Genomic DNA, 15,437 nt, shown 5'->3' with positions numbered 1-15,437 from the left:
CGATAATAACCGGCAATTTGCGAAAAAAAGTTGTCGAATAAAAGAAGAAGTTAGATAATGTCTATATACAAAAGACTACAGCTTTGGCTTTATAACGAATGAAACAGGAGAAAAGAATATGGCAGATACGATACTGGATCGCCTTGAAGAGTTTACGCAGAGGGATCCTCTTGCTCCGATCCTTTTTGATGAGGTTTATACAAAGGGAATCACCTATCACCAGCTGGATGAGATGTCCGGCAGGGTCTATGCCTGGCTGAAGCAGGAGGGGATCGGGAAAGAGGATTTCGTCCTGATCAACCTGCCCCGCGGTGTTCTCCCGGTCATTGCTATGATCGGGGTCTGGAAAGCAGGCGCCGCCTGGGTGCTGGTCGAAGACACCTATCCGGCGGAAAGGATCCGGTTTATCCGGGAGGACTGCGGCTGTAAGACGGAGCTCAACGCGGAAGACTGGGAGGACGTGATGTGTATGGAACCTCTGGAGGGGCATGTCCAGGCGGATCCCCATGACGCGGCTTTTGCTGTCTATACGTCCGGAACGACGGGAAATCCCAAGGGAGTCCTGCATGAGTATGGAAACCTGGAGAGAGCGGTCCTGTCGATCCGTGAGGACGGCCGGGAAATAATTTCAGGTAAGGACAGTGCCGCCACACTTTCTCCTTTGAACTTTGTGGCTTCCATCATTGTGATCCTCGCCGCCCTGAGCAAATTCCGGGCAAAAAACTATATCGCGTCCTACGAGACCATCAAAAACACGGCTGCCCTGGCAAGGCTCTTTATCACCAAAAAGATCACGGCCACCTTCCTCACCCCCTCCTATGTGCGGATGCTCGGGGGCAAAAAGACGCCCTTCCTCCGGATGCTGTTTGTGGGGAGCGAGCCGGCCAACAATGTCTACGTCGAAGGGCTGGACCTGATCAATATCTACGCCTGCTCCGAGAGCGGTTTCGCTGTGGGGTTCTTCAGGATCGACAGGTCCTACAGCACCTGCCCGGTCGGACACCCTGAGGTGGATACAAAGATTTTCCTGCTCAAAGAGGACGGGACAGAAGCGGCGGATGGCGAGATCGGAGAGATGTGTTTTGAGGATCCCTATGTGCGGGGATACATCAACCTGCCGGAACAGACGAAGGCAGCCTTTGTAGACGGATATTTCCATTCGGGAGACCTGGCGAAAAAAGATGGATCGGGCAATTACGTTATCCTGGGGCGCAGAGACGACATGATCAAGATCAACGGGAACAGGATCGAGCCCGCAGAGATCGAAGCGGCCTTTAAAGCAGTGCTGGGACTGGACTGGGCTGCTGTCAGGGGATTTGATGAGGGGGGCAAGAGCTTTTTGTGCGCCTATTATAAGCAGGACGTCTCCTTTGACGCCGATCAGGTCCGCCGTGAGATGGGCAAAAGGCTCCCCTACTATATGATCCCGGCCTATTTTGTTAAAATTGACGAGATCCCCCTGAAGACCAACGGCAAGTTGGACCGGAAAGCCCTTCCCCGGCCGGAATCGGGGAGCTTTCAAAGCGATTATGCGGCGCCTGAGACGGAGACCCAGAAAAAGCTCTGTGAAGCTTTTGTAAAGGCACTTGGTCTGGAACAGGTCGGCATCCACGATGATTTTTATGAACTGGGAGGAGATTCCCTTTCCGCCATCTCGCTGATCACCGAGTGTGATCTTCCGAACCTGACTTCTTCGCAGGTCTTTGTGGGCAGGACCCCTGAAAAGATCGCGGAGCTCTATGATAAAAAGATTGAGGAAACCGGCGGAAAATCCGCCGATGAACGGAACGCGGAATCCATCGCCCAGGCCCATCCCCTGACGGCGGAGCAGACCTACATGGTGAACTATCAGCTGTATACCCCTTTCTCGACGATGTACAACCTGTTCACGATGATGAAGCTCGATAAAGAGATCTACGACATGGAAAAGGCCTGTGCCGTCATGAAAGAGGTCATCATGGCCCACCCGGCGCTCCTGACGACCTACTACTGGAATGAGGACGGCGTGCTGATGCAGAAATATTCGCCGGAGATCTTTGAAGAACTCCACGTGGAGCACCTGACAGAATTCGAACTGAAATATGTAAAGGACACCCTTGTCTATCCCTTTAAGATCATAGGCGGCCGTATGTTCCGCTGCAGGATCTTTGAGACAGAGAAGGCGGGTTATTTCTTCTTTGACGTCCATCATTCACTTTTTGACGGCACATCCTTTAAGGTATTTATGGACAGTGTTGAAAAGGCGTTCACGGGCCAGCCGCTGAACCGGGACTATTATTATCTGATGCTGCAGGACCGCGAAAACGTCATCCACACGGATTTTTATAAGGAGAGCCGGAAATACTTTGAAGACCGGTATGACGGGATCGAGTGGTCGGAGTATCCTTTTATTGACCACAAATCCAGAAGCAACGAGATGGGGGAGATCTTTGCGGAACTGGAGATCGAACAGTCACAGATGCAGGAGATCGAGAAGTCCTACCGCATCAGCCGCAATGAGTTCTTTATCACCGTCGCAGCGCTGGCCATCTCCATCTACAACAAGTGCAATGACATCAAGATCTCCTGGAATTATAACGGCCGGGAAAGCATCGAATACATGTCCTCCGTCGGGCTTCTGTTCCGGGAGCTGCCGGTGGGGATCAGGTTCCGGCCGGATAGAACGATCAGGGATGTCTTTTCGGATGTGCAGGACCAGGTGAGGAAGGGGATCGAGCACAGCTGTTATCCCTATGTGGATATCCACGGAGAAGTGGCGACCGGGGAAAGCGCCTATCTGCTGTACCAGCAGGACCTGCGCGACACGGAGTCTCTGGAGGACGCGGGGATCGAAGTCGTCGATGTGCGTCAGAATCAGGCCGCTTCCCAGACGATCCTGGACATGGAGGTACTGGATGGAGCAGACGGTCTGCAGCTCATGATCGACTTCTCCGCCAGCTGGTACAACGAAAAGAGCATTGAGAAATTCTCGCGAATCTTCGCCGGTACGGCGCAGCTGATTGCGCAGCACAACGGGCAGGAGGATCTCACGATCAAAGAGATCACGCACAGGATCCATAAAGAAGTGATCAAAGAGGTGTTCAAAGAGGCTATCGGAGAACGGATCTCGGATGAGCGGCAGAAGCTGGGAACGATCGGGGAAAAGATCTCGGAGGGGACGCACAGGCTGGGAAATGCAGGGGAGAGGATCTCTGACGGACCTGACAGACGCCGCGATCACGATGGGAAAATCATCTCTGAAAGTCTGCACAGGGGCAGGGAAACAGTGAAAAAAACATCCGAAGCTCTGCCCGGATCGGGTCTGATCAGGGAAAAGGTCAGAGAAGGAGGAACTCTTCTCAGGAGTTTCTCCGCGAAGATCAGGAAAAAGAGATAATTGCCGCGGCCAGGTCCTGACCGCTGCTCCGGTGCGCTGGCGGAGAGGATAAACAGGAGAAAACTCCATGGCAGTCTACAACATCGAAAAATACAGGAAGTGCATGCAGAAACTCATCGGGGTGAACAGAGTGCTGACGGGGAAACCCTATGACACTGCCCTCGCTGTTAAGTGTCATAACGGGACTTTTGTGGGGACCGAGAAGGACGGTGTCCGGTCCTACAAGGGCATTCCCTATGCAGTACCGCCTGTGGGCACCCGCCGCTGGAAGGCTCCGGAACCGGCTGTCCCGGACGATGGTGTTTACGAAGCGCGGTTTTTCGGGAAATCCTGCATCCAGACAGAAGAGGCTTCGGAAAGAGCTTCTTTATACAGGCAGGGGGAGGACTGCCTGACCCTGAATATCTGGACCTGTCCCGGGGAAAAGAGGTCAATCCCGGATGAGGAGGACAAATCTTCTGCCGGAAGACCTTCCGCGGATACGAAGGAAAGATTCTCTTCCGAAAGACCTTCCACAGATACAAAAGACAGCTTTTCCGCCGGGAAACCTGTCATGGTTTTTATCCACGGCGGATCCTACGGCTGGGGCGGGACGGCTGACCCCCTGTACGACGGCCATCAATTTGTGAGCCGGCAGAGAAATGTGGTCCTGGTCACGATCAATTACCGGATCGGCCTCTTTGGTTTCATGGATTTTTCCGGTGTGAAGGGCGGGGAGGACTACAGGGAGAGCGGCAACCTGGGCTTGCTCGACCAGATCTGCGCCCTCACCTGGATCCGCGGGAATATCCACGGCTTTGGCGGAGATCCTGAAAACGTGACCCTGTTTGGAGAATCGGCGGGCGCATCCAGCGTCTCCCTCCTGCCTCTGATCGACTCCGCAAAAGGGCTTTTCAAAAGAGTGATCGCAGAGAGCGGCTCGATCGCCTTTACCTACAGCAGGCAAGAGGCCCGGGCGCTAACCGACAGGCTCCTGGAGGAGACCGGCGCGTCCTGTATGGAAGACCTGGCGGCCATCGATGAAGACCGGATCCGCAGTATAAATGAAGAGCTCAACGACCACAACATTTTTCCTGTGCGTGACGGGATCATCCTGCCGGAGGATCTCTATGAGGCTTATCGGGAAGGAAAAGGCGCCGGGATCGATATGCTCATCGGTACAAATGCGGATGAGACCAGGTACTGGATCGGGGAGATGGGCAGCTGGCTCATGTACTGGTGCCTGGCCCCGCTTTTGGTCCGGAGCATCATCCACAGCTTCAATAAAGAGGACAGAACCCTGGCAGAGGCTTTTTTGACTCTTCAGAAAGGCAGTGCCGCCCACAGGGCCACAGAATTCTTTAATGAACTGGTCTTCCGCGTGCCCTCCATCGCACAGGCCTCCTTCCATGCCGAAAACGGCGGAAAGACTTATATGTATTACTGGACAAAAAGGTCCGCCATCCCGCATTTCGGCGCCTGTCATGCCGTAGAACTTGCCTATGTCTTTGGCAATATTGAGGAAACCATTTATACAGGGAAAAAGGCGGACAAAGAACTCTCCGATACCGTCCAGGATATGTGGGCCCGCTTCGCGGCGTCCGGGAATCCCGGGTCGGAGGAATATCCATGGGAAGAATATGAGGTCGGGAACAGACACAAAAAAAGAAAGACCATGCTGCTCGGGGATGAGATCCGCATGGTCTCTGACCCGCAGAAGGAAAACCGGGTTCTGATCGAACCTCTCCTTGCCTACAGGTACAATGGAAATTATGATCAGTTTGGAAAGATCATGAAGTATCTGAAGCATTCTGCAGCCCGCACAGGTCTGTCTCTGGCCCTGGCCGGTTCGGCCATGTACGGACTGCACTGTCTGAAACGCAGATATTGATCTCCTTGTTGAAGAAATTTTTTCTGACGAAGGGAATGCAGGGAAGTATGGGATCGAAGATCGAAAAAGCAGCTGCAGCTTTACAGCCGCGTCCTTATCAGACCGGCTTGACCGATACGCCGATTCCGAGAGCTCCCGGCCCGGTGTGGCAGCAGACGCCCAGAGACAGGTAATCACTCAGAACCGGGATGCCGGGGAAGGCTTCCTTTACCTGCCGGATCCAGTCCGCTGTCGTGTGCGGATCCGCGCTGGTGGCGGTCATCAGATAGAAGGCGTTATTCTTATACCAATCGGAAAAGCGGGTGTTGAGGTCGGTCCGGATCTGTTCGATCATCATGGCTTTTGCTTTTACCATACCGCGGGCATTTCTGTAGGGAGCCAGAATGCCGGTAGTCAGCTGCAGGATCGGCTTTATCTTTAAAATGCTTCCCACAGCCGCGGCAGCGGGAGTGATCCTTCCGCCCTTTTTCAGGTATTCCAGTGTATCCACGGCAAGATAGATCACTTCCTCATCCCGGTATTTTTCCAGGACAGACTTGACATGGGCAGCATTGTGACCGGCTTCGATCATTTCCAGCGCGTCCAGGACGGTGCAGTGCATCGGCGTGGAGATCCGGCCGTTATCCACTACATACACTCGGCCTTCGTACTTATCCTGTTCCGCCAGAAGCATGGAAGTGGAACAGGAGCCGCTCAGACCGCTGCTGATGGGCATATAGAGGAGCTCATCATAGGAAAGAAGCACCTTGTCCCAGATCTCCATAATACTATCCGGCGTAGGCTGGTAAGTGGATACGGAGGCCCCTGAAGTCAACAGCTCAAAAAACTTTTCCCTGGTGATATTTTCATTCTCATAGTAGTTGACGCCATCAATGAGAAACGGTGCCGGAAGCAGAAATATGCCCAGCCGCCCGGCTTCCTCGGGGGTGATGCTGCTGTGACTGTCAACGACGACGGCAGTTTTCATACATAGTCTCCTGTACAGTGTCTTACGAATGCGCTCTGTGATACCTGCGCACAGAATCAAAACCAATAGAATAAGAATAACACGAAACTGCTCCGACCGCAATTCACTGATGGATGAAAGAACAGACTGATGGATGAAAGAACAAACTGATAAATGAAAAAACAACAGAAAAACACAGCGTAGGAAAAGATAACTCAAACCACATCGCCGAAAGGAGATCCCTTATGAATTTTATTTTTATTTCCCCCGCCTACCCCGTCACCTGTACATATTTCTGTGACCGTCTGCACAGGCTTGGAGTAAATGTGCTCGGAATCGGAGATGTGCCCTACGATGAGCTCAATGATCAGCTCAAAAACTCCCTGACAGAGTATTATTATGTCGATTCCCTTGAAGAGTATGATCAGGTATATCGGGCCGCCGCTTTTTTTATCCATAAATACGGCAGGATAGACTGGCTGGAATCCCTGAATGAATACTGGCTCCCTGCAGACGCGCGTCTGAGGACGGATTTCAATATTGCTGTAGGCACCAGGGAGGACGGAATCGGGAAACTTGTGAAGAAATCCTCCATGAAGAAAGTATTTCTGGAAGCAGGCATCCCCACCGCGCGCCAGCACATTGTCACGGACCTCGAGGCAGGAAGGCAGTTTGCAGCCACAGTCGGCTATCCTGTGATCGTAAAGCCGGATATCGGTGTCGGCGCAAATGGAGCGATGAAGCTTGAGACGGAGGACGACCTGGTCTCGTTTTATGATGAGCTGCCGTCTGTTCCCTATGTGATGGAGGAATTCCTGTCCGGAGATATCTGTACCTATGACGCTGTCATCGGTCAGGACTGTGAGCCGCTGTTTGAATCCATGTGCACCTATGCGCCTGTCCTGGATTCCGTTCAGAATGACGAGAACGTTCATTTTTACACGACCCCTGATGTTCCCGAAAGACTGCTCGAACTGGGAAGGAAGACCGTAAAGGCCTTCGGGGCGGACCGGCGGTTTGTCCATTTTGAATTCATCAACATTACAAAGGACTATGACGGCATCGGGAAAGCCGGAGATTATGCCGTGATGGAGGTAAATATGCGGCCCGCCGGCGGCCATGATCCGGATATGATGAATATCGCCCAGTCGACCGATGTCTTTCAGATTTACGCGGAAATGGTCACCTCCGGCAGAAGGTTCGCCCCAGAATCCGACGATCACTACTTCTGCGCCTATGCAGCCCGCAAGGATGGCCATATCTTCTCCCATAGCCACGAGGAGATCATGGAGCGCTACGGGAGCGATATCGTGATGCAGGAGGAAATGCCGCCGATCGACTGGCCTTCCATGGGACGATATGTCTATCTTGCGAGATTTAAAGAGAAGGAAGAGATGGACGACTACTTCGCCTTTGTCCTGGGCTGAGGAAGAGGACGGCGGAACGGAGACAGGCCTCGTCGGGGTTTTCGACAAAGTGATCGAAAAAAGACATGCAGTTTTTCCTAAGTTATTTTTCTCAAGTGATTTTTCTTAAGCTATTTTTCCTGAGTTATTAGAAACAGTTACTGAGTAAGAGAGATTATTATGACAATGAAATCGGAGTACTCAACAGGATTTTCATCCGGATCCCTTGTAAAGCTGACTGCTTCCATGCTGATCTTTGGCACAGTTGGTATCTTTCGCCGCAGCATTCCGGTTTCTTCTGAATTTCTTGCATTTTCAAGGGGGATCCTGGGAGCGCTCTTTCTCCTGGGCTTTCTCGGGCTCAGGAAGAACAGGAAAAACACCCGTATCCAGCCTGTTCCCCGCTCCGCCTTGCTCTGGCTGGTGCTCTCCGGAGCGGCCATTGGGGTCAACTGGATTCTGCTCTTCGAGGCCTACCGATATACCACTGTGGCCGTGGCGACCCTCTGTTACTACATGCAGCCCACGATCGTGATCCTTTTGTCTCCGCTCCTGTTCCGGGAACGGCTCACTGCCAAAAAACTGGTCTGTGCTTTTCTTGCTATCCTGGGACTTGTTCTCCTCTCCGGAGTGACAATTCCGGGAGTGACAATACCCGGTTTGACGATTCCCGGAGCGGCGGCAGCTGCCGGCTCCGCCGGCGATCCGCGCGGTATCCTGTACGGGCTCGGAGCGGCCGCTCTGTATGCCTTTGTAGTCATACTGAATAAACTGCTCCCGCCCCTCGACGCTGTTGTCAAAACGATGATCCAGCTGTTTTCCGCGGCGGCCGTCATGATCCCCTACCTGCTCATCACAAGGAATCCCGGGCTGGAAAAAATGTCCGGCACCGGCTGGTTCCTGCTGGTGCTGATGGGGATCGTTCATACGGGGATCGCCTACGTGCTGTATTTCAGCAGTATGGACCTTCCCGCGCAGACCGTCGCTGTTTTCAGCTATCTTGACCCTGTCTCCGCCCTGTTTTTTGCCTGGATCTTCCTGGGCGAGAGCCTCACCGCCGCTGGTGCCCTGGGCGCGGTCCTCATTCTGGGATCTGCCCTGGTCAGTGAGCGGAGCGGTGCCTGAAAGCTCATCCCCATTCCCGCACGCGCTTTTTCATTCCCTCCACGTCGAGGACGCCGAGGGCAAAACCCTTGCGGACAAGTTCCGGAGGTACATACTGGTCGTATTTGTCAAAGACGGGAACCTCTTTGGGGTAGACGAGTTCAAGCGGATCGAAGTCTGCATCCGCCTCTTCTTTTAGTATTTCAAAAAATTCGCCCTCATTCACCTGCATGGTAAACTGCATATAATAAGGCCGGGAGGGGTTCAGCCCCTTGAGGCCCAGGCGCCTTGCGCAGCGGAGCTTCAAAAAGCGCTCCAGAGCGAGGAAGGCATAGCTTCCCAGCCACGGGAACAGGGCCCACATTTTTCCGCCCAGATGGATGAGCGGCTTTTTTTCCATGCCTGCTTTCGCGAAGACATCCCGTGCCTCCTTCAGCCGGAATACGGCGTGGCGCATGAGGTAGGGATAGCTCTTATCTTCCGTCAGGACACCGTGCATCCGCTCCAGGATCCGGGTGTGGATGTCTCCGGCGACATCGCCGAAATAAGCGGGGATATTCCCTTTGACCAGGGTGCAGTACACTTCGCGGCGCTTGTGGTCCACCTCGTCGACGATCCAGACCCGGCCGGCGATGGCGATCTTTTCCCCTGCCGGCGGGGGATTGACGATGGTGCCCAGCTCCCGGGATTCCGCCCGGACGGAATATTCTATGTTCTCCTGAAAGACAGCGTAAAACTTGTAATTGTTCACGATCCGCTCCCCGGCAAGACCGACGATCAGGCCGCCGTTCTCAGTCAGGTTGATATGGTCGATCTCCAGAAGGTGCCTCAGGAGAAGGCGGAAATCATCCTGGCTGATCCGGTGAAAGACGGACAGGGGCAGGATCCGGGAGGCCAGTTCAGCGGGCGTCATTTCGCCGCAGGAGGCCAGTGTGCTCATGGTCTGGTGGTAGAGGAGAGAGAACGGCAGCCTGTCTGTGCGGGGCGGTTCCACGAAGCGCTCCTCTACATAGAGCTGGACCAGGGCGATGCCCTGGATCATGCGCCAGGGGAGTGTCTCGGGGAGCAGGGCCCGTGGCTCCGGATGGTCCTCGCGCATGACAAACCACATCTCCGACGGACTGCCCCGCCTTCCGGTCCTGCCCATGCGCTGCAGAAAGCCGGAAACTGTGAACGGCGCGTCGATCTGGAAGGCCCGCTCGAGCCTCCCGATGTCGATGCCCAGTTCCAGCGTCGCCGTCGCGCAGACACTCATCAGGGACTCGTCGTCCTTCATTTCCTCTTCCGCGCTCTCCCGGTAGGAGACCGAAAGGTTGCCGTGGTGGATGAGGAACCTGTCCGGCTCGTTGTTTGCCTCGCAGTACTGACGCAGATGCTGGCATACTGATTCGCATTCTTCGCGGGAGTTGGTAAAAATAAGACACTTCTTTCCCCGCGTGTGTTCAAAGATATAGCCCATGCCGGGATCCGCCGCCTCGGGGGCCCTGTCGGTGGGCGGTTCTACAGTCAGAAAGGTGCTTTCCTCAGCCTTACCCGGATCTTCGGCTGCTGACTTCCCTGACTTCTCTGACTTTTCCGAATTCTCTGAATTCTCTGAAAGCCCTTCCGGACAATTCCCTGAATTTTCTTTCAGAGAATTTTCTTTCAGAGAATTTTCTTTCAGAGAATTTTTTTTCAGAAAATTTCCTTTCAGAGAATCTCCGGGATGGTTCTCCAGAATGGATTCCACCAGCTTTCCGAGGACATCCTCCATGGATTCTCCGGGTTTTGCAGCCAGAGTGGACTCAGCTGTCAGGCCGGCTGTGACCGGCGTTTTCTTTGGCGCTGCAGGCGGCAGAGTACCGGGCGGAGAACTGTTTCCTGTTCCGTCCGCCTGGGGATCTGTATTGAAAAAATGCTCCATCGACAGGCGCCAGACTTCCTTTCCGCCGTCAAACCGTGGAATGATAGTCCCGCGCCCGCTTCCGGCAGCGAGGAACCTGCCGGCTTCCTCCGGGTTTCCGATGGTCGCCGACAGACCGATCCGCCGGGGTGTGCACCCTGCCAGTCGGCAGAGGCGTTCGATCAGGCAGAAGGTCTGCCCGCCCCGGTCAGCCCGCAGGAGGGAATGGATCTCATCGATCACAATGAAGCGGAGATCCCGGAACAGGGACGGGATCTCCATATGTTTGTTGATCATCAGAGATTCCAGGGACTCCGGCGTGATCTGGAGGATCCCGGCGGGCTTTTTCATGAGCTTTCTCTTGCGGGACCGGGGCGCATCTCCGTGCCAGCGGGTGACCGGGATCGCCGCTTCTTCGCACAGCTCTTCCAGACGGCCGAACTGGTCGTTGATCAGGGCCTTGAGCGGCGCGATGTAAAGCACTCCCACTGTGGCGGACGGATCTTCATCCAGCAGGCTCAGAATCGGGAAAAAAGCGGCCTCCGTCTTTCCGGAGGCCGTCGATGCCGTCAGCAGCACATTCTTGTCCGAGTTGAAGATCGCGTCTCCCGCCGCGTTCTGTACCGCCCGCAGTGTCTTCCAGCCCGACCGGTAAATATAGTCCTGAATAAAAGGCGCGTAGCGATAAAAAATGTCCATAGTTGTCCTCCGGTACTATAACGTGAACTCTGCGTAGTTCTGATCACCGACATCTGTATGTTGAAATCCATGTACAAGTACTATAACGTGAACTCCGCGTAGTTCTGATCCGCCTTATCGGAGACGGCATCGGATTTTGTGTAGGAGAATTCATCTGAATTCAGGAGTTCAGAGATGGACATGGCAGGGTTTTGATAGAGCAGGTCCATGAGCTCGATGAAGTCGCGGATGATTTCGCGGGGGGTGATGTTCAGGTCTGCCCCGATGCGCTCATACTCAATGCGGATGAACAGGGCCAGGTCCTCTGTCGTGATCCTGCGCGGATAGCCGTAGAGATCGGTGTGCATCTCGGACAGTTTCTCACACAGGACCAGCATCTCCTCTGCCGTCAGGGCCTCGAGGCGGATGACCGGAGCCAGGAGGTCGCGCGCGCCTGGCCTGGAAAACCTGCCTTCGGAAAGGCGGGACCGAAGCGCCTCATAACTATAGACTCCCCGGCGTTTATCCTCCATGGCCTGGGGCGTCGCTCCCATGAGGATCCCGAGGTACTTTGCCTTGCCCTGCAGGGTGTCGTTGTACATAGTCAGAATCTTTTCGTAATTGTACTGACGCGTGATTGAATTCGGGATCTTGTAGATATTGACCAGCTCGTCGATCATGATAAACATGCCTGCGTAGCCGGCCAGGCGGAAAAAGGCCGCGAAAAGCTTGAGGTACTCGTACCAGTCATCATCATTGATGATGATATTGATCCCCAGTTCCTCCTTTGCCTCTCGTTTTAAGCTGTATTCTCCCCGGAACCAGCGTACGACCTTTGCCTTTGTCTCATCCGCGCCCTCTATGTAAGCGTGGTAGTACATGGACAGGAGTCTGGCAAATTCAAATCCATGCACCAGTTCGCTGACAGCGGACGTAACTTCATAGATCCTGCGGTCCACCAGGGCTGTCAGCGCCGGATCTCCGGGCATGAGGCCGCTTTCCCGGGCTGCCCCGGTCTGGACAGTGCTGATCCAGCGGTCCAGCACCAGTGTCAGCGCACCGCCCTCGGGCTTGGTCCTTGTGGACAGGTTCCCGATCAGCTCCCGGTAGGTCGCGAGCCCCTGACCGCGCGTTCCCTGCAGCCGGCGCTCCGGAGACAGATCCGCATCCGCGACGATGAACCCCCGGTCCATCACATAGTTCCGGATCGTCTGCAGCAGGAAGCTTTTGCCCGAGCCGTACCTTCCCACGATAAAGCGGAACGAAGCCCCGCCCTCCGATATGATGTCCACATCGTGCAGGAGAGCCTGGATCTCGTTTTTTCTTCCAACAGTAATATAGGGCAGGCCGATCCGCGGGACCACGCCGCCCTTAAGAGAATTCAGCACCGTCTGGGCGATCCGCCTCGGCGCCTTTTTGTTTTCTTCTTTCAAAATATTATCTCCACGTCTAAAAATGTCATCTCGTTTTCTGTGAGTAACAGTTCCTGAACCATGCAAAGGTTTTATGGTTAGGACTTATGTGCGGGATTTATGTACAGAATCTATGTGCACGACCCGGACTTCAAGGTAAAAATCTCATTTTTTAAACATCATTAAAATTACTCGGGCAGAATCAACCTTCTCCCAGCAGTTCCATAATATCCTCCCGGTAATCTTCCACGAGGATGATCTCATCTCCGTCGCATTCTACGACACTGTCTCCAATCTCGTCAAACAAAGCTTCATTGAGCCCGTCCGCGACGATCTCCGGCATGCCATGCTGTTTCGTGATCCGCTCCCGGACAGATTCCCCCCGCAGGAGGGCCAGCAGCAGGTCACGCTGGTTTTCATCGAGAGGAAGGGCGGGAGAGCAGGGCTCCTTTCCTTCCATTTTGCCTGCAAGTCGGTTTTCCTCCGAAAAGTTCTTTATATCATCAGCAGAGTGCTTTTCGCCCGGCAGGTGATTTGGGCTTGTCACTGCAAAAACGTCGTCCAATGCAGGCTCTGTTCCTGCAGAAATGACGCTGCGCTCGGGGCTTGTCTCTGCCTTCTCAGAATTATCAAACTGCGGATTGTTTGTGCCTGAATTCATGAGATCGCTGTACTCAGATAAAGCGGTTTCGACTGTTGTGACGTATTTTTCCTGCCGTTCCTCTTCTGTCAGGAGGCTGTCCCTGGTCGCGAGAGCATCCCGGCGTATCTGGTCCAGATCCGAAAAACGGATGTGGACCTTGGGTTTTGCCGCTTCGATTTTCGCGGTCCGGTCCGCTTCTATGACTGCCTGCACATAAGGCGCGGCCCAGGCTTCATCCGACATCTCCTTCAGGCGGCCGCCCGCTTTCAGGTAGAGGCGGAGCTGCCGGTCTGTTTCATGCAATAAGCCCGTCAGTCTTTTTTTATCAAACAAGATCTTCAGGTAACTGCTCTCCTTCCAGAATCTGCCGTCAAAGGTGTATTTCCGGCAGGGGTTGAGGATATAGGAGACCGGTTCGGCCGGCCTTCTCGCCCCATACATCACATTTTCGAGGGGAAACCAGACCTTGGTCTTGAGGTCGCCGAAACAATGATTAAACAATTCTCTGCCGTTCTCATTGAAATGCGAGCAGGCGTACCGCCAGGCTTTGGCGAAGAGCGGGATGCCCTCCTCTGTTTTTTTGATCACCGGGGAGGAGGTTATTTTACTCCCTGCAAACAGACAGAGGGCATCAAAAACTTCCCGATCCTCAAAATGGCGCGGGTCCCGGAGGACTTCCAGGAAATGATCCCTCTGTATCATCTCCGGGTCTGCGTATCGGCATGCGGTTTCAGGGTCGACTCCGTGGAGGACCGCAAATTCCAGCATCCATTTGTGAAGGTTCTGGCGGATCGCATTCTCCCCTTCTTTTTCTGAGACAGGTCCTGCCGCTCCGGCTCCTGATCCCTCACTTCCTGTTCTTTCCGGTCCCAGATAGCCTTCCTCAAATTCCTTTAGCTTCTGCAGGCTTTCCTCCGGCGAGGACGCACCGATCACGTTGAGCAGTTCATAGATATAGATATAGACCACTGAATCCGGGACTTTTTTAAATATACCTCTGCGGATGTCTGTCCGCCAGGTGAAATATCCCCGCAGCTGGTCATTGCGAAGGTCATGATAGGTCGGAAAATACCGCCTGAAATCCCCGTGCCAGGGGACATCATCCTCGTAATCCTCCATGTACTTTCCCTGTATATAAAAGTTCATGCTTCTTTCCCGGAAGGTCCCGTCCCCGTATTTATACAGCCGTTTCATTCCCCGGATCTTTTCAGGCAGAATTTCATCATCCCGGACAGGTTTTGATCCCGGGGGCTTTGCTGACAGAATTTCATCCTCCCGGGCGGAAAGTCCCTTGTCGTTAAAGCCGGGAATCGGTGAATCCTGATAATACTTTTTATAGCTATATGCGGGTGATGTGTTTTCGCTATATGCAGGTGATGTGCCCGCCTCAGGAAGCGGTGTTTCAACATAGAATGGCGTGGAAATCCCCTCCCGGACGGGAACTCTGCCCTGCTTACCGTCCGCACCGGAGACAATATTTGCAGCAGCTGTATTCTCTCTGCTGTCTGCTCTGCTGGTCCCGCTTTGGGAAAGACGTTTTTTCCATGGTTTAAAGTCTCTGCCCAGAACGTACAGATAGCCGCTTCCTGAGTTTTCTTTTCCTGAGTTTTCTTTTCCAGAACTTTCTTTTCCAGAACTTTTTCCGGAGAGCCCGTCCTGATTTCCAAGTGCCCGGTCCAGCAGTCCGCAGACAATTTCGGGATCTGTACCTTCATCGAAGCGGATACCGACCCATTTTTGTCCATGCATGCGGAAGGGGCCGGAGAGCCAGGGCACCCTGTATTCTTCCAGACAGGAGCGCCCGCATTTGATGTCACACCGCTCAATCTGTTCTCCTGCTTCGGAGTCCCATTGACGCATCAAAAGAGCAGCCCACTTCCCGGTGGCCGGATCCGCCAGGACGGAGAAACCGGGAAAGTCAGCCCATTTGTGCTGCTCGCTGATATGATATTTTTCCCGGGCATATGCCGTCAGGCCGGCCAGATTCATTTCCATTCTTCCTCTGGTATTAAGATACTTTTATGAAAATTATTTTATGAAAACTATTTGAAGGAATTATCGCCCCAAAAATGCAGGACTCACCAGAACATTTTATAGTCCATCGTTTGATTGTACAACGC

Annotated in this window: 8 protein-coding genes; 4 read left to right on the top strand and 4 right to left on the bottom strand. The window is 53.8% G+C overall.

The window, feature by feature from the left end:
• Window positions 1-118 precede the first annotated feature (118 nt).
• Window positions 119-3,376 (top strand): AMP-binding protein, encoded by a 3,258-nt coding sequence (locus BLT02_RS09185; protein WP_092994128.1) that lies wholly within the window; start codon window positions 119-121, stop codon window positions 3,374-3,376.
• A gap of 67 nt (window positions 3,377-3,443) precedes the next feature.
• A complete protein-coding gene (locus BLT02_RS17840; RefSeq protein WP_139187513.1) occupies window positions 3,444-5,246 on the top strand; it encodes a carboxylesterase/lipase family protein in 1,803 nt (600 codons plus the stop codon).
• Between the two features lie 97 nt (window positions 5,247-5,343).
• On the opposite strand, the gene BLT02_RS09175 is transcribed toward BLT02_RS17840, so the two are convergent.
• A complete protein-coding gene (locus BLT02_RS09175) occupies window positions 5,344-6,213 on the bottom strand; it encodes a DegV family protein (RefSeq protein ID WP_092994125.1) in 870 nt (289 codons plus the stop codon).
• 224 nt (window positions 6,214-6,437) lie between these two features.
• Here BLT02_RS09175 and BLT02_RS09170 point away from each other — a divergent pair, with 224 nt between their 5' ends.
• A complete protein-coding gene (locus BLT02_RS09170) occupies window positions 6,438-7,619 on the top strand; it encodes an ATP-grasp domain-containing protein (protein WP_092994123.1) in 1,182 nt (393 codons plus the stop codon).
• Between the two features lie 159 nt (window positions 7,620-7,778).
• Window positions 7,779-8,723 carry a DMT family transporter gene (locus BLT02_RS09165; protein ID WP_207649397.1) on the top strand — a complete coding sequence of 315 codons (945 nt, stop codon included), beginning with the start codon at window positions 7,779-7,781 and terminating at the stop codon, window positions 8,721-8,723.
• 4 nt (window positions 8,724-8,727) lie between these two features.
• On the opposite strand, the gene BLT02_RS17835 is transcribed toward BLT02_RS09165, so the two are convergent.
• The 3 genes from BLT02_RS17835 to BLT02_RS09145 all read right to left on the bottom strand — a co-directional run bounded on the left by BLT02_RS17835 (window position 8,728) and on the right by BLT02_RS09145 (window position 15,312).
• The gene (locus BLT02_RS17835; protein ID WP_242869753.1) at window positions 8,728-11,283 is read right to left on the bottom strand and encodes a DEAD/DEAH box helicase; all 2,556 of its coding nucleotides are present in this window, start codon (window positions 11,281-11,283) and stop codon (window positions 8,728-8,730) included.
• Between the two features lie 80 nt (window positions 11,284-11,363).
• Entirely contained in the window at window positions 11,364-12,695 is a 1,332-nt protein-coding gene (locus tag BLT02_RS09150; RefSeq protein ID WP_092994120.1) for an ATP-binding protein, read from the bottom strand.
• 181 nt (window positions 12,696-12,876) lie between these two features.
• Window positions 12,877-15,312 carry a TerB N-terminal domain-containing protein gene (locus BLT02_RS09145; protein WP_092994117.1) on the bottom strand — a complete coding sequence of 812 codons (2,436 nt, stop codon included), beginning with the start codon at window positions 15,310-15,312 and terminating at the stop codon, window positions 12,877-12,879.
• Between the last annotated feature and the right edge of the window lie 125 nt (window positions 15,313-15,437).

This window comes from Sarcina sp. DSM 11001, from assembly GCF_900101015.1.
Taxonomy (GTDB): Bacteria; Bacillota; Clostridia; order Lachnospirales; family Lachnospiraceae; genus CAG-791.
This window is presented reverse-complemented; position numbering and strand designations above follow the sequence as displayed.